The organism is Kineosporia sp. A_224 (assembly GCF_002198655.1).
GTDB lineage: Bacteria > Actinomycetota > Actinomycetes > Actinomycetales > Kineosporiaceae > R-H-3.
The window spans coordinates 73,876-98,425 of sequence record NZ_MWLN01000117.1; the positions used below are offsets into that span (position 1 = coordinate 73,876).

Annotated in this window: 29 protein-coding genes; 1 reads left to right on the top strand and 28 read right to left on the bottom strand. The window is 72.5% G+C overall.

The window, feature by feature from the left end; all coding sequences use genetic code 11:
• Window positions 1-40 precede the first annotated feature (40 nt).
• The 28 genes from EDJALFJO_RS10550 to EDJALFJO_RS10680 form a co-directional block, all read right to left on the bottom strand.
• Complete coding sequence (locus EDJALFJO_RS10550; protein WP_143448462.1) at window positions 41-445, bottom strand: TadE family protein; 405 nt, start codon at window positions 443-445, stop codon at window positions 41-43.
• Between the two features lie 50 nt (window positions 446-495).
• The gene (locus EDJALFJO_RS10555) at window positions 496-885 is read right to left on the bottom strand and encodes a TadE/TadG family type IV pilus assembly protein (protein ID WP_158220381.1); all 390 of its coding nucleotides are present in this window, start codon (window positions 883-885) and stop codon (window positions 496-498) included.
• 68 nt (window positions 886-953) lie between these two features.
• Window positions 954-1,160, bottom strand: coding sequence for a hypothetical protein (locus tag EDJALFJO_RS10560; RefSeq protein WP_088284926.1), 207 nt, complete (start codon window positions 1,158-1,160; stop codon window positions 954-956).
• A gap of 60 nt (window positions 1,161-1,220) precedes the next feature.
• Window positions 1,221-1,544 (bottom strand): hypothetical protein, encoded by a 324-nt coding sequence (locus tag EDJALFJO_RS10565; RefSeq protein WP_088284928.1) that lies wholly within the window; start codon window positions 1,542-1,544, stop codon window positions 1,221-1,223.
• A complete protein-coding gene (locus EDJALFJO_RS10570; protein ID WP_088284930.1) occupies window positions 1,478-2,173 on the bottom strand; it encodes a hypothetical protein in 696 nt (231 codons plus the stop codon). Before EDJALFJO_RS10570 ends, EDJALFJO_RS10565 begins: the two co-directional genes overlap by 67 nt.
• Window positions 2,170-3,201 (bottom strand): type II secretion system F family protein, encoded by a 1,032-nt coding sequence (locus EDJALFJO_RS10575; RefSeq protein WP_088284995.1) that lies wholly within the window; start codon window positions 3,199-3,201, stop codon window positions 2,170-2,172. Before EDJALFJO_RS10575 ends, EDJALFJO_RS10570 begins: the two co-directional genes overlap by 4 nt.
• A complete protein-coding gene (locus tag EDJALFJO_RS10580) occupies window positions 3,201-4,652 on the bottom strand; it encodes a CpaF family protein (protein ID WP_369812514.1) in 1,452 nt (483 codons plus the stop codon). Before EDJALFJO_RS10580 ends, EDJALFJO_RS10575 begins: the two co-directional genes overlap by 1 nt.
• A gap of 59 nt (window positions 4,653-4,711) precedes the next feature.
• Entirely contained in the window at window positions 4,712-5,704 is a 993-nt protein-coding gene (locus tag EDJALFJO_RS10585) for a hypothetical protein (RefSeq protein WP_143448463.1), read from the bottom strand.
• Window positions 5,705-5,739: 35 nt separating this feature from the next.
• Window positions 5,740-6,294 (bottom strand): hypothetical protein, encoded by a 555-nt coding sequence (locus tag EDJALFJO_RS10590; RefSeq protein WP_088284936.1) that lies wholly within the window; start codon window positions 6,292-6,294, stop codon window positions 5,740-5,742.
• 121 nt (window positions 6,295-6,415) lie between these two features.
• Window positions 6,416-6,619: a hypothetical protein gene (locus EDJALFJO_RS33390; protein ID WP_143448464.1), complete on the bottom strand. Its 204-nt coding sequence runs from the start codon at window positions 6,617-6,619 to the stop codon at window positions 6,416-6,418.
• 680 nt (window positions 6,620-7,299) lie between these two features.
• A complete protein-coding gene (locus tag EDJALFJO_RS10600; RefSeq protein ID WP_088284940.1) occupies window positions 7,300-7,722 on the bottom strand; it encodes a hypothetical protein in 423 nt (140 codons plus the stop codon).
• Between the two features lie 385 nt (window positions 7,723-8,107).
• Window positions 8,108-8,704 (bottom strand): hypothetical protein, encoded by a 597-nt coding sequence (locus EDJALFJO_RS33395; protein WP_143448466.1) that lies wholly within the window; start codon window positions 8,702-8,704, stop codon window positions 8,108-8,110.
• Window positions 8,701-9,603: a ParA family protein gene (locus EDJALFJO_RS10610; protein WP_088284944.1), complete on the bottom strand. Its 903-nt coding sequence runs from the start codon at window positions 9,601-9,603 to the stop codon at window positions 8,701-8,703. The genes EDJALFJO_RS33395 and EDJALFJO_RS10610 overlap by 4 nt, the downstream gene beginning before the upstream one ends.
• Before the next feature lie 404 nt (window positions 9,604-10,007).
• Window positions 10,008-11,303, bottom strand: coding sequence for a hypothetical protein (locus tag EDJALFJO_RS34230; RefSeq protein WP_158220382.1), 1,296 nt, complete (start codon window positions 11,301-11,303; stop codon window positions 10,008-10,010).
• Window positions 11,304-11,523: 220 nt separating this feature from the next.
• A complete protein-coding gene (locus EDJALFJO_RS10620; protein WP_088284948.1) occupies window positions 11,524-12,003 on the bottom strand; it encodes a hypothetical protein in 480 nt (159 codons plus the stop codon).
• Between the two features lie 1,134 nt (window positions 12,004-13,137).
• Window positions 13,138-13,380: a hypothetical protein gene (locus EDJALFJO_RS10630; RefSeq protein WP_143448467.1), complete on the bottom strand. Its 243-nt coding sequence runs from the start codon at window positions 13,378-13,380 to the stop codon at window positions 13,138-13,140.
• 116 nt (window positions 13,381-13,496) lie between these two features.
• On the bottom strand, window positions 13,497-15,602 hold the full coding sequence (locus EDJALFJO_RS10635; RefSeq protein ID WP_143448468.1) for a hypothetical protein: 2,106 nt from the start codon (window positions 15,600-15,602) through the stop codon (window positions 13,497-13,499).
• A 233-nt stretch (window positions 15,603-15,835) separates the two neighbouring features.
• Window positions 15,836-16,192: a hypothetical protein gene (locus EDJALFJO_RS10640; protein WP_088284956.1), complete on the bottom strand. Its 357-nt coding sequence runs from the start codon at window positions 16,190-16,192 to the stop codon at window positions 15,836-15,838.
• A 150-nt stretch (window positions 16,193-16,342) separates the two neighbouring features.
• Entirely contained in the window at window positions 16,343-17,113 is a 771-nt protein-coding gene (locus EDJALFJO_RS33405) for a hypothetical protein (RefSeq protein WP_143448469.1), read from the bottom strand.
• 887 nt (window positions 17,114-18,000) lie between these two features.
• Window positions 18,001-18,357, bottom strand: a complete 357-nt coding sequence (locus tag EDJALFJO_RS10650; RefSeq protein ID WP_088284960.1) for a hypothetical protein — start codon at window positions 18,355-18,357, stop codon at window positions 18,001-18,003.
• Between the two features lie 238 nt (window positions 18,358-18,595).
• Window positions 18,596-19,819, bottom strand: a complete 1,224-nt coding sequence (locus EDJALFJO_RS10655) for a hypothetical protein (protein ID WP_143448470.1) — start codon at window positions 19,817-19,819, stop codon at window positions 18,596-18,598.
• A 307-nt stretch (window positions 19,820-20,126) separates the two neighbouring features.
• Window positions 20,127-21,173: a hypothetical protein gene (locus tag EDJALFJO_RS10660; protein WP_233149790.1), complete on the bottom strand. Its 1,047-nt coding sequence runs from the start codon at window positions 21,171-21,173 to the stop codon at window positions 20,127-20,129.
• Complete coding sequence (locus EDJALFJO_RS10665; protein ID WP_143448471.1) at window positions 21,170-22,018, bottom strand: hypothetical protein; 849 nt, start codon at window positions 22,016-22,018, stop codon at window positions 21,170-21,172. Before EDJALFJO_RS10665 ends, EDJALFJO_RS10660 begins: the two co-directional genes overlap by 4 nt.
• Window positions 22,015-22,260 carry a hypothetical protein gene (locus EDJALFJO_RS33410; RefSeq protein ID WP_143448472.1) on the bottom strand — a complete coding sequence of 82 codons (246 nt, stop codon included), beginning with the start codon at window positions 22,258-22,260 and terminating at the stop codon, window positions 22,015-22,017. The genes EDJALFJO_RS10665 and EDJALFJO_RS33410 overlap by 4 nt, the downstream gene beginning before the upstream one ends.
• A complete protein-coding gene (locus tag EDJALFJO_RS33415; protein ID WP_143448473.1) occupies window positions 22,257-22,469 on the bottom strand; it encodes a hypothetical protein in 213 nt (70 codons plus the stop codon). The genes EDJALFJO_RS33410 and EDJALFJO_RS33415 overlap by 4 nt, the downstream gene beginning before the upstream one ends.
• Before the next feature lie 179 nt (window positions 22,470-22,648).
• Window positions 22,649-22,981, bottom strand: coding sequence for a hypothetical protein (locus EDJALFJO_RS10670; protein WP_088284968.1), 333 nt, complete (start codon window positions 22,979-22,981; stop codon window positions 22,649-22,651).
• Window positions 22,978-23,241 carry a WhiB family transcriptional regulator gene (locus EDJALFJO_RS10675; RefSeq protein WP_088284997.1) on the bottom strand — a complete coding sequence of 88 codons (264 nt, stop codon included), beginning with the start codon at window positions 23,239-23,241 and terminating at the stop codon, window positions 22,978-22,980. Before EDJALFJO_RS10675 ends, EDJALFJO_RS10670 begins: the two co-directional genes overlap by 4 nt.
• A gap of 113 nt (window positions 23,242-23,354) precedes the next feature.
• On the bottom strand, window positions 23,355-23,762 hold the full coding sequence (locus EDJALFJO_RS10680) for a hypothetical protein (RefSeq protein WP_088284970.1): 408 nt from the start codon (window positions 23,760-23,762) through the stop codon (window positions 23,355-23,357).
• A 287-nt stretch (window positions 23,763-24,049) separates the two neighbouring features.
• Here EDJALFJO_RS10680 and EDJALFJO_RS10685 point away from each other — a divergent pair, with 287 nt between their 5' ends.
• On the top strand, window positions 24,050-24,427 hold the full coding sequence (locus EDJALFJO_RS10685) for a winged helix-turn-helix domain-containing protein (RefSeq protein WP_143448474.1): 378 nt from the start codon (window positions 24,050-24,052) through the stop codon (window positions 24,425-24,427).
• The last annotated feature ends 123 nt before the right edge of the window (window positions 24,428-24,550 follow it).

A 24,550-nucleotide genomic window follows, 5' to 3' on the forward strand; every position in this document is an offset into this window, starting at 1 on the left:
CGACCTGCGGGCGTGCGGCCCTGGGGCACACGGCACTGGGTCACGGTGCACCTCCGGCGCCGGACAGGTCGCGGTAGGACTCCAGGGGTGCCGTCGAGGAGGCCGTGAGAGTGAGTCGCCCTGGCACGCCGGCCAACGCCAGGCTCGACAAATCGACGGTGCAGGTGACGTCGGCCGTGACCTGCCCCCCAGGCCGGAAGGCGCTGGTATCGAGGCTGACCCGGGCGCCGGCGCAGGACAGCCCTGCGCCGGCAAGGGTCTCCCGAGCGTCCCGGCCGGCGACGGTGGATGCCTGCCCCGGGGTGGCCGCCAGAGACGCGGATCGGGCCGCCGCGGCGGCCGCCTGGTCGACCATCGCGCGGCCGTGGGTGACCCGGCCGAACGCGACGACGACGAGCAGCATCACGATGATCAGCGGCGCCAGGATCGCCATCTCCAGGGCCATCAACCCGTCATCCGAGCGGCCCGCGCGCTGCTCGCGCTGTCTGGGCCGAATCACGGAGCCACGAACCTCTCGACGGGTCCTGAGGCGCTCTCCTCGACGTCGACGCCGCCGGAGACGACGGCGGACAGGCCGGGGATGACGGCCAGGACCCGGGCGTGGACCCGGACGGTGGCGGTGGTGGGGGTGCGGGTGACGTCGACGGACGGGGCGCTGAGCAGGTTCGGTGCGACCGCGCGCAGGTACCCGGTGGCGGCCTGCTCGCCGGCGCCCGGAGTGGCCTGGTAGCCGCGGGCGGTGCGCAGTCCGGTCTGGGCGGCGGCCTCGGCGACGTGACGGCCGTGCCAGATCAGGGTCCACTGGACGACGAGCATGCTGAGCAGCACCACGACGGGCAGGACGATCGCGGCCTCGACGATCGAGTACCCCGCGTCGCCCCGCACTGCGCACCGGCGGCAGGTAGCCCGCTGGCAGGTTGCTCGCGGCCAGCGGGTTGCTCGTCGTCGAGAGGTCACTGGGTCTTGACGCTGTTCGCTGCCTGGGTCGCCTTGGCCACGAGGATCCCGACCACGAGGATGGCGGCTGCGGCGAACAGTCCGACGATGATGACGGTCTGGACGATGTCACCGCGGTCCTCGATGACGCCGTCACGGTCACGTCGCTGCAGCTTCTGCTGGGTGGTGGCGAGCCAGGCTCGCACCATCTGGATCTCGAGCATCTGTCTCTCCTTCTTCGAGGGACCTGGGTGAGGGGCGGTCCCCTGGGTGGCAGGTGTGTTTCAGAACGCCAATACGGCGACGATGGCGGGGTAGGAGATGAAGACGATGAACCCGAACCCGATGAGGACCTGGGCCAGGCGCATCGACTGGTCCTTCTGACCGGCCAGGCCTTCGGCTTCTGCGAGCTCGCGTCGGCGCATCGTGGCGGCCCGGGCGGTCAGGGTCTGCCGGACCCGGGCGCCGTCACGACCGACGAGCCGGACCAGGGTGCCGAGGTCACGCAGCTCGGCGACCCCGATCCGCTCACCCAGCTCGGTCAGGGCGTCCCACTGGTCGACGCCGGACAGGTTGGCCCGCCACAACGTGTCCCGCAGCAGGGCCATCGGCCAGCCGGCGCCGACCCGGGCAGCGTTCGGCAGCGCCTCGGCAGCGCCTCGGCGGGGGCGGCGGAGCCGGCCATCTCGAGGGCGACCAGGTCCAGGTAGGCGCCCAGGGCGCGGCGGAACTCCTGGCGGCGGGCCGCGGCGTGCCGGCGGGCCTCCAGGTCGGTGAGGAACGAGCACGCGACCCCGGCCCCGAGCGCCAGGACGGTGGTCACCCCGGACGGCGGTGACCAGCTGGTCGCGACCTGCAGTCCCACGGCGGTCGCGGCCACGAGCAGGAACCCGGCGACACCGGCGAGCAGCTTTCGCCCGAGCGCCCACTCCAGGGTGTTCCCGGTCAGGGTGAGGTCCTGCCGCAAGGTGGTGAACGTGATGCCGCGGCGGGCGAGCTCGGTGGTCAGCCACGCCCCGGCACGACCCAGAGCACCTGACAGGCCCGCAGCCTCGATCGCGCCAGCCGGGCCGACTGCCAGGCGGTCGTACCCAGCGCGCTGGCTACCGGGATGGCTGTGGAGCGCGTCGAACTGGCCCAGCTGCACCAACGCCGACGGGCGAGGCGCAGCCAGGCGCCAGATCAGCGCGAAGACCACCGCCCCCAGGCAGGCCCCGACCACCGCCAGGGCGATCACCGCACACCCACCGAGTGGACGCCCGCCGAGCGGTCCGCCAAGTGGTCTGCGCCGAGCCGGCTGGTCACCGCGGCGGCGGACAGGCCGGTCAGGGACGCGACGAGCCGGACCTCGGCGGGGTCGGTCCAGGCCGGTCTGCCGGGTCGGTTGAGGAACGCCGCGACCGGGTCGTCGGCGGCGAGCTTGCGCATCCACGCGAAGCCGGTCGCGAACAGGGCGACCACGACGAGCAGGGCGATCTGCCCGGCGAGGGTGTCGTACGGCTTGACGTAGTCGCCGCCGAACAGGATGAGGAACCCGGCGAACACGACGGTCATCAGGATCACGATCTGGACCCCGCGCCGCAGTCCCGCGCGGCCGGCGGACACCCGGCGGCGCATGTCGAGCTCTTCGCGGGCCGCGGCCGCCAGGCCGCCGAGGACCTCGGCGAGCCGGTCCCCGCGGCGTCGGACGTTGAGGATCAGCGCGGCGCACACCAGGTCGGCGCTCGGGTCGTCGAGCTCGGCGGCCAGACCCAGCAGGGCGGTGTCCATCGGGGCCCGCGCGCGGATCTGCCCGGCGAGGCGACTCAGCGCGGGACGGATCAGCGGCGGGCAGGTCGCGGTGCTGGCCGGGATCGCCTGCTCCAGGCTGGCGTGCGCGGCGATCGTGTCCCGCAGCGACTCGGTCCACACCACCAGCGCCTCGAGCCGGGCGATCTGCCCCTGCTCGGCGTTACGGCCACCGAACAGCTGCGGCCAGAACGCCAGCAGCACCGCGACCGCCGCAGCGGCCACCGGCCACCCGGTGAACAGCACCGTGGCCACCCCGGCGACGGCGCCGAGCGCGAACCGGCCCGACACCGCCGGCGACGACACCCACGCCCGGGCCTGCCCCAGCCGCTGCACAACACGAGCGTCTGGCCGCGAGTCCGGGCGGCCCGCGTCGACCGGGCGGCCACGCAACCCGGCGACCAGCAGGACCAGCCCGGCCGCGACCCCCGCGGCGCACAACGCCGCCGCCAGCACCCCCAGATGCAGGCCGGGCATCAGCGACCCCCGCTCCACCCGACATCGGCGTACCCACGGCCCGAATACCCGTCGGCGCGGTAGGTGTTGCCGCCGTACCCGTTGCTGGCGTGCGTGTTGCTGGTGTGGGTCCAGCCTGGGGCGTCGTTGTAGCCGGCTTCCTCGAGCTTGCGCAGCCGGCTGATCGGGATCTCGATGTCGCGGACGGCGGCGCCGTCCTGGCCTTCGGTGAAGATCCGGGACCGGGTGACCCGGCCGTCGGCGGAGCCGGTGACCTCCAGGACCTCCATCACCGCGCGGCGGCCGCCGGCGCGGGGGTTCTTGCGGACGAACACGACGAAGTCCAGCGTCGAGCCGATCAGGGAGTGCGAGACGTCGAAGGACAGGCCCTCGTGCTGTGCCGCGTAAGTCGCCAGCCGGCCGAAGACGTCGGCGGCGTCCCGGGCGTGGATCGTCGACAGGGACCCGTCGTTGCCCTGGCTCATCGCCGAGAGCATCTCGACGACCTCCGACCCCAGGACCTCACCGACGATCACCCGGGACGGGTTCTGCCGGCGGGTCCGGCGCACCAGCTGCCCGATGCTCACCCCGCCACCGGTTCCGCCGGCACTGTCCGGAGACCCGAGCACCTCCTCCATCTCCACCACATCGGGGTGCAGCTCGGGGTGGCGGCGCAGCCCCAGCTCCAGGGCCCGTTCGACGGTGATCAGCCGCTCGTGCGGCGGGATGCAGTTGATCAGTGCCCGCAGCAGGGTGGTCTTGCCGGAGTCGGTGGCACCGGCGACCATGATGTTGCAGCGGGCGAGGACCGCAGCCCGCAGGAACGCCGCGAGCTGCTCGTCGACCGTGCCCAGCTCGACCAGCGTCGTCGCCCTGCCCGCCCCGCTGCCGCTGCCGTCGTCGGCGCCGCGGCCGGTGTTTCGGCTGTTGGTGGTTCGGGCCTGGGGTGGGATCTCGTCGAGGAACATCTGCGGGAACCGGTTGCGGCGGATGGAGATCGACGGCCGTTCCGAGGCGACCATGATCGCCGACAGTCGGGAGCCGTCGGGCAGTCGCAGGTCCAGCTCGGGGGTGGCCGGGGTGAACGGGCGGGCGTTGAGCCCGGCGTAGGCGCCGAGGTTGCGGACGATGTCGACCAGGTCCTCGTCCGTGGCCGCGACCGGCCGGTCGCGGACCTTGCTGCCGTCCGCGCGGGTCACCCAGACCTCGTCGCAGCCGTTGATGTCGATGTTCTCCACACCGGGGTCGTCCAGCAGCGCCTGCAGCGCACCCGCCCCGTACATCGCGGCGTCGATCGCCTCGACGAGCCGCACGTCGTACGACCCGTCGGGGAGCTCCTGCCCGGCCGCGATCTGCTCCTGCATGTACCGCTGCACGGCGTCCCGGGCGAAGCTCAACGCGAGCTGCCGCTCGTCCGCCGAGGCCAGCGCAGCCACACCCTGCTGCTCGTACTGCTGCTTCGTGGCGGTCATCCGGTCGGCGACCTCCGCCTGCAACCGGCGGACCAGCCCGTAGTTCAACGCCGGCGCCGTCACCGGGCCGCCTCATGCCGACCAGCCGCAGACGCACGGGGGTGGTCGGCCACACCGACCGCTGCGGCCGGCGGTGCTGACGAGCGCGGTGCTGACGAATGCGGCGCTGACGAATGGGGCGCTGCGGCGTGCGGGACCGGGACGGGGACCCCGGACGGCGGCGGCCAGGCCCCAGGCACAGTGCCTGCGTCAGTGGGAGTCGCTGCCGCAGACCGCGTCAGCACCGGAGCAGCGATCGCCGCAGCAGGCGACGCGGACAGCGCGATGAGCTCAGGCCACCAGCTGCCGAGCGTCGCCGCGAGTTCACCGGCACTGGCGAGCAGATCGCTGCGCGCGCCCCGCTTGGGCAACTCCCCGGCGCGCAGCGAAGCCGCCGACACTGGGTCGGTCGCAACGTACCCGGCAACCGGGATCGGTGACCCGCCCGCCTGCAGCATGTGCGCCACCTGACGCACCGCTGCCGCGGCCTCCTTGCGCGGCGCGGACACCACGACCGCCACCGGATGCCGCTGCAGCCGCGGGTCGCCGAGGGTGTGCGCGAGCTCGTTCACCCTCTCCCGCAGGTGATACAGGTCCTCGACACTGACCCGGGTCACCACCAGCACAGCGGTCGCCGCCCGCGCCAACGCCGCCGCCGGGTTGCCCGGCTGGAACCGGCCCAGGTCCGCGATCACCGTCCCCGGCCAGGCCGCGGCGACACCCGCGACGGCCGGCCACAGGGCCCGCATCGGCTGGTAGGCCTGCGCACCCGCCGGGCCCGGCACGACCGGCAGCCCCCACGCCGTCGCCTGGCAGTACCGGGCGAGGTCCGCAGCCGGTAGACCGGTCCGGGCATCAGCAGCCAGCGTCAGCAGCCCAGGGTCGGCCGCCAGCAGCTGCCCGGTAGAGGGCTGCTTCGCGCGGAACGCGAGGTCACCGCCCGACGAGTCGGCCTCGAGCAGCATCCGCTCCCCCGGCCACGCGATGCCCAACGCCGTCGCCAGCGTCGTCACCCCAGGGGACCCCTTGTCGGCGCAGACCGCGACAATCACTGCGCCGCGACCTTGATCAGCGCGATCTGGCCCGCGCCGCTGGCCGCGGCCACCGGGACCGCCTGCGTCTTCTGCACCACCAGGGTCAGCAGCGTCCCGCCGAGCTGGCTCGGGTCCTCACGCGCCGCGAACACCCGCGCACGCTCCACCAGCAGCTCCGGCGGGCCCGGCTTGGCCGACGACGCCGACGGCAGTGCCACCACCTCGACGACATCCCCGGGACGAAGACCGTCCGCGGGGATCTGCCCCGGCTTCACCACCACACCGACCTGGGCCTCCGTTGCCGCGAGCACCGCCCCGGAGGTGACCATCGACCGCTGCAGCAGCATGTTCGGCAACAGCCGCACCGCCGCGGTCTGCCCGACCACCGACTCCAACCCCGAACCCGCGATCGCTGTCACCCCACCGGCCACAGCGACCGTCGACAGGTCAGCCCGGACGATCTGCCGGCCCTCGGGCACCTCACGGACCACAACGACCACAGCGGTCTTCGCCCCAGCCGCGGTGTAGAGGTACGCGCCGATCGCCGCAAACCCCACCACCAGAGCCACACCCAGAGCCACCCAACCCGGCCGACGTTGCCTGGTAGGCAACGCAGCAGCCCGCACACCAGGCGGCGCCGTGGGCGGGGCAGTAGCCGTTGCGATGGCAGTCACCGGACAGTTCCTTCCGTCACCGGGTCACAACCTGGATCTGCTCGACGACGAACGACGACGACGCCTGCGACTGCATCGCCGGCATCGTCCCTCCGGTACCGCCAGAGCCGCGCCAGGTCACCGTCCACTCGATCGACAGCGTCGCCGTCACCGGTGCCGCAGAGACCCGCCCGTAGCGGAACCCGCAGCCACCGGCCGTAGGAGCCGCGTTCCCGTCCACCTCCCGCCAAGGTCGCCCAGGACCAGGACAGGCGACAGCCGCACTGCCGTCCCCCGGCGTGAACGACAACTGGGCCGGGGTGACGGCCACCTCCGCCCAGACAGCGCCCGCCGCCGCGCGCGCCGAAAGCGGAGTCCACGACGCCGGGTCCGTCCAGACCCAGGTCCACAAGTTCACCCACGTGTACGGGACCCCGGCATCGGTGTTCGACTCAGACGGCGACCTCCGCATCACCGGACGCGGGATCGTCAAGGAGTCCAAGGCACGCCGGGCAAGCTCCTCAGGAGTCGGGCCGGCAGGGGGAGCCGCCAGCCACACCTGCCTGGATGTCGGAGCGAGCCCTTGGTTCGTGGTGCACCAGTACACGGCACCATCTGTATGCCCGGCCCACACCGGGTCCGTCAGCGGAGGCTGCGGGCTAGCGAGCGAGAGGTAGCACTGCAGCTGGTTGGACCAGGTGCCGCCAGAAGAGGTACAGGAGACCGGCGTACCGCCACGCAGGCATTCGTTCCTACCTCCAGAGCCACCGCCACCCCCCGTCCCCGGCGTCGGAGGGGTGACGACTTCGATCGTGCACTTTCCAGTCCTGGGATCGCAGTCAGCCGCCTGCCCTCCGGCCCGTGCCCCGTGTGCTGGGACAACGACCGCCACGAAGGCCACGATCACGGCCGCCGTCAGCTTCAGACTGCGGTGCATGTCCGACTCTTGTCTGCGGTGACCTTGGAGGCACCCCAGCGACCGTCAACCTTGATGACCTCAACCGTGAGCTTGTACGGCGGGGGCACGCTGCCGTTGGCCTCCGGGACCACCTCGCCGGTTTTCACCAGGTACTTGCGCCAGGTTGGCTCGGGGGTGGGGCAGTCGGCCAGCACGACCATCGGGTAGGGCTGGGCAGCCAGATCGACCGACTGCACCTTGACGCGAGGACGACCGGGGGTACCACGGAAGGCCGTCTTCTCATTGGCGAGGCCTGCGATGTATTGGATGTACGCGATCCTGATCGGATCGAAGGCGACGGAGGTGAACGCCTTCGCACTCTCCTCGTCCTTCGAGAAGGTTGCAGGATCACGCTGCGCATCGTTCGCGGCGTCCCAGAACGCCATGTAAGCGTCAAGGGCCGGCTGAGCTGCCGGATCGACAGATGGGCTCACGCTCGGGGACGACGTCTGGGTCGGCGTGGTGGAGGTCGGCGCTGGCTGGATGCGTGGCTCGCTTCCGCCAGAGCATGCAGTCAGCAGAAGGCCGCCGCACATAGCGGCGACGAAGGCGGCCCTACTCCCCCGGCGAGTCACGACTCGCATCCTTTCCCAGACAGGCGACAGTCCGATCACAAGCGTCGTGTGATCGGTCGCAGGGCCGTGCGACCGATCACGCGGGTGATCGTTGGCGTAGTCAACGGGGAGTCGTGGTGCTCGGTCAAGCCCTAAGTGCTGGACCTCACTGCGACGTGTGTGGCACGACGACACACCCTCGCCTCCGGGGATGTGGTTAGGCGTCGAGGAACAGGTCGAGTGCGTCGGAGACGTAGACCGACGCGTTGTCCGCTCCCGACTCGGCGACAAGCCGGGTCAGTGTCTCCAGGTCCTCAGGGAGCAGCAGCAGCTGGATCTGCGTCGTTGCCTTTCCTGTCCGCCGACGCCGGCCGCTCCCCACGAAGAGGCCTGTGCTTCGAGCCTCGTACCGCGTCTTCAGGGTCCCGTGGTGGGCGGAGACCGCGTCGAGGACGACGGCTGTGTACGTCTCGCCGCTGTCGGCCGTGCGTTCGGCGAGGCGTGCGTGCACTGCGCCGGGCACGTAGACGGGCACCCTCGTCCGCCGCGCGGGTGATGTCTCCTTCTTCGACTGCCGCTTCTGCCGGGGAGGCGACGGCGGCGAGGCGGGTTCGGGTTGTGCAACTGGCCCGGTGAAGAGGTCCGCGGTGAGCGGGTCAACGATGTGTGGCCTGGTGGCCGGGGCGCCTGCCGTGACCGGGAGCGAGGGAGTCTGCGGGGGCTGGTCCTCGGGAGTTGCTGTGGGGGGTGCGGTCAGCCCAAGCGCACGCTTCGTCGCCGCGCCACGGAAGCGGTCCGCGGGGCTGCCACTCATGCCGAGGTCCCCGCGAGCAGTGCCTCGGCCTTGGCGATCCGGTCGTGGACCTCGCGGGCCAGTTCGGAGTAGTCCCCGGCGAGGCTGCTCGAGCTTCGGGCGACGACGAGGGCGTCTGACTTGCCGTTCTGGCGCTGGACGTACCAGGGCTCGGCCTCTTCTGCTGCTGCCTCGAGCTCGTGTGCCAGCAGGCCCATCTCGCGCTCGTCCCGTGCGGCGGCCTCTACCTGGCGGATGAAGGAGGTCAGCACGATGGAGTCGTCGAGGCCTTCGAGCTCCTTGAGGATGTCGGCGCGAGCCTCGCGGATCACGCGCCGAGCCGATGACTGGGTTCCGAAGAGGAAGACGCCGAGGAGCTCGAGGTCGGGGTTGATCTCGTGGGCGACGTCGAAGCGGCGGGCGATGTCGCGCAGTCCCGCGAGTGACCCCTTGTCTGTCTTGGCCGGCACCAGGACCCACCGGGCAGCGCCGAAGACGCCCTCCTGAAGGATGTGACCGCCGGGCGGGCAGTCGACGAACACGAAGTCGTACTGCGCCGCGATCGCCTTGATCGTCTCGGAGTACGCGCCGGCGCCGCCACGGCCAGACATCCGGCGCACGTTCAAGTGGATGGCCAGCTCCTCGAGCTGCTCGCCGCCCCAGATCACGTCGAGGTTGGGCCGGACGTCCTTCGTGACGTCCGGCAGGCCGCCGGTCAGTACGGCCTTGAGCATCGAGGCGCCCTGGTCGGTCTGTCGCTCGATGTCGTAGCCGAAGTTGAGGGCGACATGGCCCTGCGGGTCGCTGTCGATCACGAGGACCCGGGCCCCGCTTGCGGCCGTCAGGCCCGCGAGGTTGCACGCGGTGGAGGTCTTGCCCACCCCACCCTTGCCGTTGGCCACAGCGACGCTTCGATTCATGTGACCTACCGTGCCAGAACCAACGCAACAACTGCGTCAGGATCGCCTACTTGCAGCTGCATTCGTGGTGCACGGACGTCGGAGTTGGGTGAGAAGCAGTTGTGCTTTCGGCTGAAGTGTCACGTCCCTCCTACGACAGGCCCAGTGGTTCTACTGCGTTCACCCTGTAGTAGGGAAGCGTGTCTAACATTGATTTACTGCTTACCTACAGTGTTGTTACTACTTCCTTACAGCCTTATTTGCTCGCCGGCCGCGCCGGTGCCTGCGGCCGGGGGACTGGCCGGGCGGGGGAACCGCCCCTAGGAGCCCTCACGTGCGACGCTGCGCCCCTGAACTGCCGCGGTGTGACTCTCTGGACGTCCTGTCCTGATTCCGGGCCTCTGGCGGGATCCAATCGGTGTCGATCAATCGCGCGCGCGGCGCAAGTCTGCGGCCTGTTCCTCGGCTGTCTCGGCTCGTCGTTCGGCTGCCTCTAGTTGCGCGGCTGAACGCGCTGCCGCCGATGCGGCGTCTGTGCGCGCCTGTGCCAGTTCCGCCCGGACGGCGTCAATGGCGGCGCGGCTGTCGGCAAGCTCTGTGGTGCGGGCCGCCAACTCTGCGGTGAGGCGGCTGACGTCGGCCTCACCACGGCTGGCACGGGCGGACTGCTCGGAGGTGGCTTGGTCGGCGGCGCGGAGCTGGTCGTGGAGAGACTCGATCTGGGCCCGGGCAGAGGTGAGGTCCTGCCTGAGGTCCGCGATGGTGTCGCGCGCTGCACGTAGCTCGGCCGCTGCCCGGGCGGCTGCGGCTGCGGCCGCGGCCCGTTCTTGGGACAGCTCCGCGCGGAGCTGGTCGACGGTGTCGTGGGCGTCGTGGAGCTGGGCGGCGAGACTCTGGGTCTGGGTGGTCAGCCGGTCCTGCTCGGCCTCGGCTCGTTCTGCCCGAGCGGTCTGCTGGTCGATGGCGGTGTGCGCCTGCTCGAGCTCGGCGGTGAGAGCAGCCCGCGTGGTGGTGTGCGCGGTCCGCTCGTCGGTCAGGGCAGCGACAGCGGCCAGTGTCTCTGCGTGGGCGGTGTCGGCCCGTTCCACGGCAGCGGCTGCGTCGGCCTCGGCGTCGGCCGCGTCGGCGAGGGCCTGCGCAGCGGTGGCCTCAGCGTGCTCGGCACGAGCTGCCGCGGCGCCGGCTTCCGCGCGGGCGGTGGCGGCGGCGGCACGGGCGGTCTCGGTCGCGGCGGCGGCCTGCGCCGCGGACGCCTCCGGGTCGCCCATGGTGCGCAGCTCACCGACCAGCCGCTCGGAGATCGCGGCCTGCTCCCGAACGGCGACCTCGAGCCTGGACACCAGGTCGCCGGCCGACGCCCGGGCCACGGTCACCGGCTCGCTGACGGCGCGCTCGGCGTCGATGCCGGCCCTGGCCAACTGGGTACGGCGGGTGAGCGCATTGGCCCTGTTGTGGAGCACCCCCAGGACGACCGTGCCGCAGTACCGCGCGGGCCGGCCACGCGGCGCGGGCGCAGGCAGCGGGACCGAGCAGCCGCCGGGGAACTGGCACCCACCCCGGTCCGCACCACCCGCGGCGTTCGTGCTGCTCGCGTCGTCCAGGACGCCGTTCCGGACGTCGACGTGGTCAGCGGGCGCGGGGGGCTGCGTGGCTGCGGCTTTGGCGCCGGTCGTGCTCGCCGACGCCCCGGCCCGCGAGTCGTCGCCCTCGTGCTCACTCATCACGCCCACCACTCTTCCGCTTGTTGCCGCGTCCCGGCACCCAACTACTTACGTTCATATTAGCGTCTATCGTTAACGTCTACTACGTTATACGTTTTTTGATTGACGGAAATACTCGTCCGTGGACACGCGGTGTTGGACACCCGGGCGGAGTTGGACGCCCTGCGGCCCGGCGCAGGGTCCCGGCCCCTGAGGGCCCGAGGCCGTCTAGGGCACGCGTCTAGGGCGCGTCGACGACGCGGCGCCGTGCCTCTCGCAGCCGGGCGCTATGCCGGGCGCGGAGCTCGGCCCAGTCCGGGATCGCGAGGGCGGGGGGAACCGCGGCTGCCGCCATGGCCGCCAGCTCGACCTGGAGCTGGGCGTGCTCGGCGCGTGCGGCGTCGGCGGCCGCCGTCGCGCGTTGGCGGGGGGAGAGGGCCGGCGCAGAGGCGGGGTCGGTGGGGTCGGTCCGCCAGGAGGCGAGGCGGTGCCGGACCCAGCCGGGGACGTGGCGGACGTCGCCCGCGGGGTCGGTGAGCGTGTGCGGCCAGGGGCTGCCGTCCGGGCGGACCTGCAAGGCCGTCCGGACGTCGGCGAGCGTCCAGCCGGCCAGGTGCCAGTCCCGCAGCAGCGCGGCGACGTGAGCGGTGGACACCCGGCGCAGCACCGGGTCGACCCGGCGAGCTTCGGCCGCGGCCGCGGTCCGTTCCGCCCGGTCCACAGGCCGCCGACCAGCCGGCCAGATCACGCCCCGGCCACGGGCAGCCGCCTCCAGCGCAGACAACCGATCACGCCGTGACTCGATCGAACCACCACGTCCAGGACGACCAGCCGGATGATCAACTTGAGAGCGTCCGGAAGCCGGCCCGTGCTCGTCCAAAGCCTGCTTTGGACTGGACTGCACGTGGTCGTGAGCAGCCGGCTGATCCGAGGTCGTTCTTAAGTCGGCCCCTCGCGCGGAGCGCGCACGTGCACCGGCGCGTCGCGCGCGTGCGGGGGCTTCTTGAACCAGCCCACCAAAGGTGGGCTTCGAGGGGATGACAGTTCCGTCCACAGGAGAAAGGACAGCGAGGGAGCCAGCAGCCGCGGCCTGCTCACGCGGCTGCTGGTCACACTGCTCGTCATCGGCCGGCGGGAGGCCTGCGATAGGGCTGTGGTCGGCCAGGGCCACCGGGACGGTCAGGACGTAGCACTGGGCGCAGGGGCCGGCGTCGGGGTCGACCAAATCCCGGGTCGTTCCTGGGGTCACGACGCCGAGCAGGCCCGCCGCCTGCAGACGTACCCGGACCCGCGCCACAGTCCGGACGCTGACCTCGGCGCGCTCGGCCAGGACCGCGTGGGTGGGGCGCGACAGCATCGTGCGCCAGTCGGCGTGCCAGGCCAGCGACCGCGCGACCGCCAGGACCGCGGCCCAGGCGTCCACTCGCAGCCCAGCGAAGTCGGGGTGAGCCTCGACGGCGTCCAGCCACGCGGTCTGGGTGCCGGCGCGCACGGAGCCGACGGGGACCGCGGCGGCCCGGACCAGCGGGTGCTGCTCCCGGGCTCGCAGGGTGAGGCCGACGACGAGCTTCAGATGCCCCCGGGGCCCGAACCGGCCCCGCCGCTTGGGTCTGCGGGGCGTCTTCGGAGCGGTGTGTCGAGGATCGACATGCCGAAATCCGTGGGGTGACTGGTCGTTGTCGGTAGCCGCGGCTACCCTCAAGGCAGACCTCCAGCACACCCGAGAGGGCGTGACGGTCAGAGCCACTCACGCGACTAGGCGGCCAAACCCAAATCCGCGTGTGAGGCTGAAGCGAGTCGAGGAGCCCGCCCCGCCAAGGGCGGGCTCTTCGTTTTGTTCAGTTGTCCTAGAGGGCTAGGCGCTCTTCAGCGGCAACTCCTCCTGGTCAGCAGGCACCGGCTGGGTCCACCACAGGGGGCGGCCCGCCTCGTCGAGGACTTCCTCAGCGAGGAGCCGGTCGATGTATGCGGCCACGCTGATCCCGAGTGCCGCAGCTGCCGTCTCCGCCTTCGCGCGTTGAGCCGGCTGGACGCGCACCTGCAGCGCGACGGCCTGACTGACGCCGGAGCGGTGACGACGACCCTTGATTGCAGCCATGCGGCGATCCAACCGGTTGTTTGCACGCAAACTCTGGACGCGTGGCGGCGTGTCGAAAGATTGCATCCAAAACATGCGCCCGCGCGGGCCGATGACACCCGGAGCCACGAGGGCTCTCATGCCTGCCACAGCGCGGCCGGAGTCAGTCGGCCGCCCTCCTCGATGACAGCACCGTCGTCGAGGACCTCGTTCATGGCCTTGTAGGCGCCCGAGCGTGACCACCCCGCTGCCTCGACAGCCGCTACCAGCTGGGAACGGGTCAGGCCGTGGTGGACGAGGAGGTGGGACAGGATCCACGTTCGGATCTTGCCCCGGTCCTGCGCAGGCGCGACGGCCGCGCGAGGAGCAGGAACGCGGGTGCCGCTCCGCAAGGGTTCCGGACCGTCAAGAGTCGTCAGGTCGATGCTGGCGTCCCTTGGTCCGATCTCGGGCTGGGCGTCGGTGACCACTGGTGATGGGTCAACGTCGACCCACTCGGCGAGCAGATCGCCGAGGTCGACGACGGACTGGGGACGGCTGTTGGCCCAACTGCCGGCCAGCTCGAGCAGCGCCTGGACCTCGGGGGAGCGGTCGCCGGGGTGCAGGACGGCAGGCTCCGCAGCGGCGACCCGCTGCAGGTCTGCCTCGGTCATCAGGGCGACCTTGGCGCGGCGGCTGAGGACCACCCCGTCGTACAGCGCGGCCGCGCGGCCGATCGGCAGCCCCAGCAGCGAGACCGCTTCACCGCTGTCCTCGGCGCCGGACTGTGTCGCGACGTGGTTGTGGGTCTTGTCCTGGACGCCGTGCCCGATGACCAGCCGCGCCTGGGACCGCCACTCGGACCCGCCGATCAGGCTATCGACGAGCGGGATCTGCCCGGACTGCAGGGTCATGACGCCGAGCGAGCGACCGAGCCGGCCGATCTCGCAGATCATCCTGATCTCGGCCTTGGTCAGGCCTGTGGCCACGGTCGCGCACTCGTCGATGATCAGGGCGATGAGCGGGTCGGCAGGGGTCGGCCCGCGCCACGGGTCGCCGGCGACGAGTCGCTGCTGGCGAGCGACCATGATCGCGTAGGCGAGGATGACGCCCTGCCGCCAGGAGTCGCCGTCGCGGGCGACGTGCCCGGTCAGGGAGTAGGGCGCGAGGTCCTCGAGGGAGTCGCCCTTGCCGTCGAGCAGGATCAACGCCGTGTTCCCGGCCTCGATGCCGGGAGCGAGGTAGGACCGGATCGTCGTGGACTTCCCGCCGCCGGTGCGGCCGATCACCCAGACGTGCACCACCGACGTCTTGCCGTCGTCGCCGCGGTACCAGGACGGCACGACCAGGTCCGCCCGGGCGTCGTCGTGACCGAGCCACACCCGCCCGACCTCAAGGTCTGCCGGAGGCTTCCAGGGCAGCGCACCGGCATCCAGCGCCCGGGACCAGGACGCGCTGACCCGCATGTGCTCGACCCCGACGGGCTCGATCTGCACGGTGCTCGGGTCCAGTGCGCCCAGCCCGGGCATCGCCCGCCCGGCCGCGGACAGCACCGCTTCCAGGCCGAGCCGGACGTCGGCACCCGCGGCCCGGGCCGAGTGCGTGCCGTGCGGGAGCTCGACGAGCGCGACCGCGACACCGGCGGCGGGGGACAGGACCTCCACGACAGCACCACCGGTCAGCCAGGTCCCCTCGGTCCACGTCATCGTGGTCAACACCTCCCGCAGGACGTGCGCGGGCGGCGGCAACGTCGGCGGCCGCGCCGGGCCCTGGTCGACGTCGACGACCTCGGGCAGCCGCGACGCCCGCCACCAGGTCGCCGCCCCCGGCGCGATCAGCGCAGCGAGCAGGGCGCCGTCCTGCCACCACACCAGCGCCTCGTGCCCACCGAGCGCACCGGCTCCCACCCACGCCAGACCACCCAGGGCCCACCGGGCCAGCCCCGAGGCCCGCAGGTCCCGTGCCGTCCATACTGCGCTCGTTCCGGCCGCCGCCCCAGTCGCGGCAGCGGGGCCTGACCGGCTGCTGACCACACCGGCGACGGCCAGCGCCCCCAGGCCCAGCGCCGTCTGCCCTGGCCACACCGCGCTCGTCCCAGCCGCCGCGCAGGTCGCCGCCACCGGCATCAGCGCGGCCCGGGCCCGCCACGACGCCGAAACCGTCGACAGTGCGGCAACCGCCGCGCCCTGCGCCGCCAGCCCCTTCATGGTGCGAGGAGTGGCCTCGTGGACGGCGACCGCCACCGTCTGCCCGAGCGAGGGCACCCCACCCTCACGCGTCGTCAGACGACGCCGATGACGGCGCAACGCGTTGACGCCCGCTGCGACTCGGGACCTGCGGCGTGCCACGCGCACTCTCCTTCACGTTCGTCGTTGCCCGTTCGTCCAGCAGGCCCCGGGTGGCGGGACGAGCCGCGCGGCTAGTCCCGCCACCCCATAGAGGGACCTGGTGGCTCCCGATCGGGTCACCGCCCAGATCGGTCAGTTCTTGAGCCTGGTCAGTCCCTGAACAGGCCCTCGGCCTGGCCCTCGGCCTGTGCGGCGCTGGCGTCGGCGCCGACGTGCTCGGCGTCGGAGATCGCTGACCGCAGGACCGTGACGTTCTCCTGCAGGGCCGTCAGGTCCTCCGCCGCCTCCGCGACGTGCGCGGCGGCCGCGGTGACCGCCTCCACGCTCCAGGTCGCGGCCCGCAGCCGATCCGGGAGCTCCTGCGCCCAGTCCCGCGCGATCCGCGTCATGAGCTCGAGCTGCTCGAGCAGGGTGCTCGCGGTCTCCGCCTGGCGGTCCAGGTCCGCGACCGTGACGATCTCTCCGCCGAGGTCAGCGCGGCCGCCCCGGGTCATCGTGTCCTGCATCTCGTTCGTTCCCTTCGTGTCGCTGGTCCTCGAACCGGTCGGCCGAGGCTGAGTCCCGAGCTGGTGTGCTGATCTGTTCTGATCTGGTGTGCTGGGCGGGTGGTCGTCCCGGGTGCCTTCCGGGACGACCACCCCGGGGACTTACCGGTGTCAGCGGGGGACGATGCCGGCGACCTCGCCGCTGACACCGCCGGCAGCGAGCCGGTCCCCGGCCTCCAGCCCGCGCTTGATCTCCTCGCGCAGCGCGGTGAGCGCCTCGCGCAGCTGGCTCGTTGACGGGGCCTCCCGCACCGCGGTGACCGCGGCCGTGATGCCTCGCGTCGTGCCGAGAGCCGAGGCCGCCTTGTCGGGCAGCTGCCGCTGCCAGGTCTGCAGAGTCTGGGCGAGGACCTGCGCCTGCTCGATGACCCCGGCCATCGTCGCGGCCTCGTTGTCCAGGTCGTCGACGTGCGCGAGCTCCCCACCCAGGCCGGTCGAGGAGAGGGTGCCGCCGTTGGTCCTCACCTGCGCGACTCGCTCGCCGCCGCGCGTTGCTGTCACTGATGCGTCGTTCATCTGCGCCTCCTGGTTGTTCTGCTGGTTGTTCTGCTCTGCTGACCCGCCGGCCGGGTGGCCGTCGGGGGACTGTGGAGGCCCAGCGGCCGTGTGCGCGCTGCCCTCGCTCTCGGAGCCGTCAGACCCGACATCGGGGACGAGCCGGGGCCCGGGGTGGTGACCGCCGCCGGCGACCGCTGCGGCGACCTCCTCGTCGGTCAACCGCCGCGCAGCCCCGCCGTCCCCGGTGCCGCGCTCCGCGACCGGATACCCGTCCTGGTCGATCCAGCCGCGGTAGCCGGCGTCACGTAGGTCGAAGAACCGTCGATCGGAGTCGGTCTCCGGGCAGCCGTCCGCGCGACGCGTAGGCGTCTGGTCCTCACCCACAGCACCCCCGCTGTGAGGGCTCTCGCCCATCTCGCTGGTGTCCCCGCCATCAACGACCTCGACATCAACGACCACGTCGTCTCGGTCCGCCGCGTGTCCTCCGGCTGCCGGCCCCGTCGAGGTCTCTGTCCTCCTGGCTGCGAGGAGGTGTTGCAGACACACGGGCTCGTACCAGCCTGCGGGGAGCACGCTCGAACAGGCCTGGTCCGTGTCCGGGTCTCGGTGGGCGCAGACGACGTCGCCCTGGACGACATCGACGGGCTCCTCGACAACGTCGACGCGGACTCGCGTCGACCAGCCCGACGCCCCCTCCGACGGAGGCTCGCTCGTCGGCGGCTGATCCATCGGTGGGCGCGCGGTGCTCGGTGCGCCCCATCGCTTCTCGCGGCGGGCGTGGGTGCGGGAGCGCGCATACGGTCGGCGGCTGGTCCATCCGGCGCGGGCACCACGGGCCCCCGCGGCACCGATGACGCCGGTCGCCGCGACGACCCGCAGCGCGGTCAGGGCGGCCAGCGCGGAGAAGACCGCGACGATCTCAGCTCCGACCACGGCCCGGCGCCAGCCGCCCCGGGCCCACCAACGCCGGCGACGGTGGTGCCGGACACGCTGCCTGCGTGGACGGTCGGCGACCCAGACCTGCACCACGGCGCCAGCCGCACCGATGAGCGCCCCGGCGGCGGCGGCGGCCAGGAGTTCGGTGACCTCCCAGACGATGTCGACGACGGCACCGACGCCCCGGGCGACAGCGCCCACGGCCCCGCCACCAACACCGGTACCAAGACCGGCACCGGTAGCGGCCGTCGGGTCTGCCCCGGCACCGGGCCCCACGTCGGACTCGGCCGTCGGCCCGGTGGTCGGCCCGGCGGCGCCAGGGGTGGTCGTGGCGCTCATAGCGATCTCTCCTGCTCCTCGTACAGGGCGCGTTCGGTGTGCCGGGCCTGTCGGTCCATCCGGGCGTTCGCGGCCCGGGCTCTGGTCGCGGCGCGGTGGGCCTGGCTGCGACGGCGGCTGGCCTCGTTCTCAGCGGCCCGTGTCTCAGCCCGGATCGCGGCGGTGACCCGGGCAATCTCGGCGGCCCGCCACGCCCAGACCTCTCGTCGGGCGGCCTGCTCGGCGGCGCGGCGGGCCCGGGTCCGCCGTCCCGGGGTCGACAGGTCGGCCAGCCGTGCCTCGGCTGTCGCAGTGATCTGGGCGGTGGCGGCCCGGATCCGGGACGCGGCCTGCTGCCGCAACGGGCTCGTCACGTGCTCTCCTCGGTGGCGACGCGCCGTCCACCGTCCACTTGTCCACCGCGGGCCCGCTTGATACGCGCGCACGTGCGTGCGCGTTGGGCCGATGAGTGGACGGCGAAGTGGACAGGAGAGCGGACGGCGGACTGGACGAGTGGACGCACCGGTGGACAGGGCAACTGTCGCCGCAACAGCGGCAGCCCAATGGGGGAGGGGACCAGTCCGGGCCGCTGTCGAGCAGCTGCGGGCACTGTCAGACATCGGTGCCTCCCGATACCCCCGCGCCGGCGACGGCCCCGGTTGGAGAGGCAGTGCGGGCAGCGGCCAGGGCGCCGCGGATCCGGCGCGAGTGGGCCGTGAGCGGGGTCTGGTCGAGCAGCGCCCGCACAGTGCCCTCGCCGGCGCGAGGGTTGCCCGTGAGTGCCTGTGCCACCAAGGCCGCGAGCTCGTCGTCCGACGCCGACCGCCGGACCTCACCCAGCACCGGTGCCCCGGCGGCTAGTGCCGCGGCACCCTGCGCCGCGGCGGCGAGTGCCGCGGCATCCCCGGCTGCCGGGTTCTGGGTGCCGGAGGATGCCGGTCTCCGGGTGCCGGGCTGTGCCGGGGCAGGTACCGGCCCGGCACTGCCGGGGGCCGTTGAGGTCAGCGCCCCGGCGCGGGCCGCCGGGGCACGCCGCACCGCCGGGGCGCTCGTGCCGGGCCGTGCCCGGATCGGGGTGCCGGCCCCGGCAGGGAGTACAGCAGGCAGGTCGGTGGGCACCCCGGTGGGCCAGACGGTGGCGGCGACGATCTCTAGGCGGCGCAGCTCGGCGTCGGTCAGGCCGCGCTGGTGCCGGGCGTGCCACCCGGCGGCCAGGAGTGCTCCTGCCGGGGTCAGGGTCCGCGAGTCCAGGCGTCGGCGGAGCAGGTCGGTGGTCGCCTGGCCGTGCTTGTCGGTGCCGGCCAGCAGCGGCAGCACCTCGGCGGCCGAGTCGACCTGCGCCTGCCGCAGCTGCTCGGCCTGCCATGCCGGACGCAGCACCGCCCGGGACTGCCAGGCCCGCACCGCCCGGTTCCCGTGCACGTGGATCAGCCCGGCGAGCACCACCGGCGGCAGCACTTCGAGCAGCCCGGCGACGCCGTGCCCGGCCCAGCCGACCGCCGCATTGACCGCCGCGGAGACCGCCAGCCCCAGGTAGGTGCCGGCCGCCAGCGCCCGGGACCGGATGCCCTGCCGGCGGTCGCGCAGGTCCTGCACCGCGCAGGAGATCGCGGCCGCCTCGAGCACCAGGGGGAACCCGATCGCCAGTGGCAACGGCAGGTGCAGCAGGTTGAGCGTCGCGCTGCCGACGTTCCACGCGGCCTCCGAGGCCGCTGCGCATCCGACCACGGACACCAGCAGCGTCAGGTCGCGGCCCGCGACCGGCAGGACGCCGTCCGGTAGGTCCCCGGCCTCGTGCGCGGGGGCCGACACCGAGACCCCGGCCCGTGTCGTCACGTCCACCAGGCGCCCACGCGTGCCTGCAGGGGACAGCGGGTGGACCGGCTGCGGCAGCGGCCGGCTTCGAACGAAGGGCTCGGTCTGAGGAGCCGGCCGGACGCGGATCGGCCGGGCACCAGGGTCGGGGGCAGTGCCCAGATCAGGACCGAGGTCAGGCCCATGATCCGGAGCCAGGGGGGTGGTCAGTGTCGTCATCGGAGTCCTCCAGGCAGCTGGCCAGGACCGGGTCCCTGTCGGGGGACCGGGCGGGGCCGTGGCCGGGCGTCGTCGACCGGACGGCGAGGGGCAGGAATCAAGGACGGCCTCATCGAGGGCCCCGCCCGTGGAACCCGGCCGCGGGACGCCCGGTAGAGACCGCGAGCCCGGAGGACGTCCGAACGACGTCTGCGCCCTGCCGGGGCAGACGCAGGCTCCCCGGCACGGCCGTCACAGGCCTCGCGGGTGCGGCCGTCGGCGTGCTGGATGGCTGCGCCGGTCGCGGGGGAGCGCAGCCGCCGCACACAGCGAACGGGGCCACGCCGTCCGCGGCGACCTGGGCGGTCGCGGGCCGACGTCGGCACGACTCGCAGACCGCCGCGGCGGTGCCACGGCCGCGATGTGCCGGCTGTGCGCTGTCCGGGCCGCTGGTGGCGGCGGGCATCGGCCGCGGCGGGGCGAGATGCTCGCTGACCGGGGTCGGTGAGGCGTGAACGTGGCGCAGCGTCCGTTCCAGCCAGTCCCACAGCGTGTTGCGGCCCGGGACCGGGTCGACGACGGCGACCTGGACGGCGGCGTCCAGCTCGGCCAGCGCCGACGGACGCACCAGACCCTCGTAGAGCCAGTGGTAGTCGCCCTGGCCCCGCGGGCCGTCCACGGTGAACGGCTGGCCGTCGGACCACGTCACGACCAGCTCGTCCTCGGTCCGGACCCTGGCCGCGCCGGCGCTCTCGTGGTCCGGCAGCCGGGTGAACGCGACGACCTCGACGTCGTCACGGCTCTCGGCGGCACTGGCGAGGTACTGCACCAGGCCTGGCGTGGCCCACCCGGACACCCACGCCAGCTGGCGCCAGGTCGATCCGTCGTCCTCGACCTCGTCGCAGCCGGCCTGGCTGTTCTCGGTGACCAGCCCGGTCCGGTTGGCGGTGATCAGAGCCGCCGTCAGACCGGGAGCCATGTCCTCGTCGACGTCGACCGGCCCGTAGTACGCCGGCTGCTCGAGCACACTCCCCTCGAGCCACCGGGCGGTCAGCTCACCGAGGTCAGCCAGGCAGGCGGCGTCCCGCCACGGCTGCAGCCGCCTCGGGCGCACCCACCGGTCGGTGAACGGCTCCAGCCACCGCTCCAACAACCGCTCCAACGAAGAGACCCTCATCGCGAGTCACCGCCTCCACCGAAGCCCGCACCGACGTCTACGCCGTCGACGACGTCGAAGATCGGCCGGCGGACCACGCGGGCCGCCTCGACGAGGCCGAGCAGCTCGTCCCCGGTCCGGGCGAAACCGCCCAGCGGCGCCGCCGCCGGCGTCTGCTCCCCGTCCCGGCGGCTGGCTGCCGACACCCGAGCGCATGAGGCGCACAGCAGGTCCGCGACCGCGGCTGACGTGCCCTGGGCCCAGACGGCGAACTCGATCGGACCCTGCTGGCCGTCGCAGCTGCTACAGACCTCGGGCAGGAGCTCGTCGACGACGTCGTCCAATGCGTCCCAGGTACCGGTGAACGAGGCCGGCAGCCACCACAGGGCGTCGACCTGTGTGGCCCGGCCGTGCCGCGTCCAACAACCCCCGCACCAAGCCCGCAGGAGGGTGCGCGCCGGGAACCGGCGGCTACGGGCGGACACGACACCCACCTGCGTCGAAGCGCAGTGCGCGCACAGCGCTGCCCGAGCAGCGGGGGAGGGCACCCGCCGGCGCGGGTACCGCGAGACGTGCTCGCCGTATAACGCAACGGCGCCGGCCACACCTGCTGCGGTCACGCAGGCCTGAGGCCCGGAGAGCAGCAACCCGGCGATGCCGGCGGCCGGCACCGACACCAGAGCGGTGACGGTGCGGAGCAACTGTGTGAGGTCCTCCGCGCGGCCGCCGACCTCGACCAGCGGCACCGGCCGACCCGTTGTCTGGGATGCCAGTTGAGCAGTTGCGGGAACCGGCCGGGCGGAGACGTTGACCGTCAGCCCACCGGATGTGGACACGCCCTGCTGCGGATCGTGGGCGGCGGTCATCGAAGCCACCCCTCGAGAGCCCCGACGATCTGGGGCGCGCCGGCGACGAGCGCGCCGACAGCTGCGGCGACGTACCCGGCGGGACGCCGCAGGGCGCGGCTCGCCCGGCTGGTCGGGACCGGGGCGCCCGTCTGGAGCCGTTCCCTGCCACCGATCGGGAGTGCGCCACGCAAGGTGTCGCCGGCGGAGACGACGAGGCCGGACCGTGTACGTGTCGCCCCGGCAGCGGGTGTCCCGGTCATCGGGCACCTCCAGCGCTGGTCGCTGCCGGGACGATCAGCGCTGCGGCCTGCCGGACCGCGTACGGGCTGATGCCCAGCTGCTCGGCGATCGCCTGCACGGGCTGTCCTTGCGCCTTGAGGATCGCTACGGAGGCGGCTCGGGCGAGGGCCTGCTTGGTCTGCTTGCGGCTGCGTGCGGGCGCGACCCCGCGTGCCCGCTGCCGAGGCACAGCGGCAGCGTCGAGCGAGAACGCCGGCGGCGACTGGTGGCCCGGACCCGACAGCGATGGCACGCCGGTCGATTCGCCGCGTTGCAGCACGGGCCAGGACGTGGGCCGCTGGAACGGTTGCGTGGGGACCTCGCACCCGACGCGGCCGCCGACAGCGGCCCCTCCGTTGCCGTAGCTCCTCATCGGACACCCCCGGCGGCGCGGGCCGCGGCCAAAAGCGCTGCCAGAGCAGCCTTCTGCGCGGCGGGCCAGGAGTCCGACCAAGCCAGAAGCCGCGCGGCCGCGCTGGACTGCGACGCGTCGAGATGGACGAGCAGCCCGCTCAACGCGTCTCGCAACGCAACCGCGGCCGCGACGTCGTCCCCAAGCGCAGCCGGCGTCTCGTAGCGGGCAGACAGGTCAGGATCCGGGTGCCGCGAGCAGATGCAGTAGACCCGCCCGCAGCCGCCGCAACGCCAGGCGTGTGGTCGGAGGTCGTGGCCAGCCAGGGCTTCGAGCGACGGGGCGGTCACGCCGCCACCCCCGTGCTGCCACGGTTCGGTCGACGCCTCAGGGCACGTCGCTCATCCTCTGACAGGCCGCCCCAGACGCCGATGTCCTGAGCGGTGTCGAGTGCCCACCTCAAGCAGGTCTCGACGACGACGCAGCTGCGGCAGACGGCCTTGGCCTCGTCGATCTGAAGTACCGCCGGGCCGGTGTTCCCGATCGGGAAGAAGAGTTCCGGGTCCTTGTCCAGGCACGCCGCGGCGTGCCGCCAGTCCTTGGGTTCCATCCTGGGCATGGGCTGACCTCTCAGGTCGTATCGAGTGGTCGCCGCGTCGGCCAACCCCTTGGGGCATGTCAGCCGTCGACGACTGTGGCTCGCGCTCAGCGGCGCGGAAGGCGTCAGGCGACGACTGCAGCGGGGTAGACCCACGCTGCGTGGCGGATGCACTTGATGGACCGGGCGAGGTGCGGCTCGGCGGGCCGCCGCGTAAGCACCCGCTCCCGACCGCGTGCCCTCTGGACGAGAGCGAACGCCTGCTCCCCGGACTCGAAGAGGTCCGGCAGCATGCGGCCGTCCATCTGCAGGCCGTAGACCCACAAGGACGTCTCGGCGTCCAGGAGCGGAGGTGCGTCGAATGCACCAAACGTCGTGACCTGCTCGGCCGGGCTGACGGTGATCATCCGCCGCAGGAGGACTTGCTCGACGTCGCTGCGTTCGGCACGCGTGGACAGTTCGGCGAGGGCGCGGGGCAGGTTGGTGACGGCGAGCGGGTTGCAGCTCGCGTCGATGGTGCGGGGCTCGTGCACGCTTCGGACCGCGTATTGCCACCAGTGGTGGACCTGGACGGGGTCGCCGAGCGATGGGCCCGCGAGCCGCCAGAGCTGTCCTGAGGTGATCGACGATGGTGCTGGCATGGTTTGCATCGGGTCCTGACCTCCAACGCGGTCTGGATCAAGGTCCCCGTCCGGTGCTCGTAACACCGGGCGGGGACCGCCTGGCCAATTGGGCTAGGCATGACTAGTCAGCCATAGTCAGGGTTATGGGTCAATAGCCCTGCCTAGGCAGATTCGAACAGCCATGGTTTGCTGTGCCCATGGCGGCAACGACCGTCTCGGGCCGGATCGCCGACCAGATCAGGGCGGACATCCGGGCCGGGCGCTTGAAGATCGGAGATCGGCTACCCACCCGCGCCGAGATCCAGGAGAAGCACGGCATCGCGTCGATGACCGCGGCGTCGGTCGTGCGCATCCTCCGAGACGAGGGACTCGTCGAGAGCATTGCGGGGCGAGGCGTGTACGTCCTCGCTGTCCCAGGGGAGAGTTCGCCGGACTTACCCAACGCGCAACGCGACACCCAACGCATCAGTGAGCTCGAGGCCCGTCTGGCGGCCCTCGAGACGTGGCGGGACAACGTCGTGCCACTCCTGGCGACCCTGGAGTCCCAAGGGCCGCCGGAGTCAACCGACCGGTGATCTGCCACAGCATCGAGTCAAGCCGCCGGCCGACGCGATCACCATGAAGCAGCAGTGCAGTCCCGATGCAGTCTCAATGCAGTCCCGGTGCAGCGACACTGCACCAGGACCCTGCACCGACAC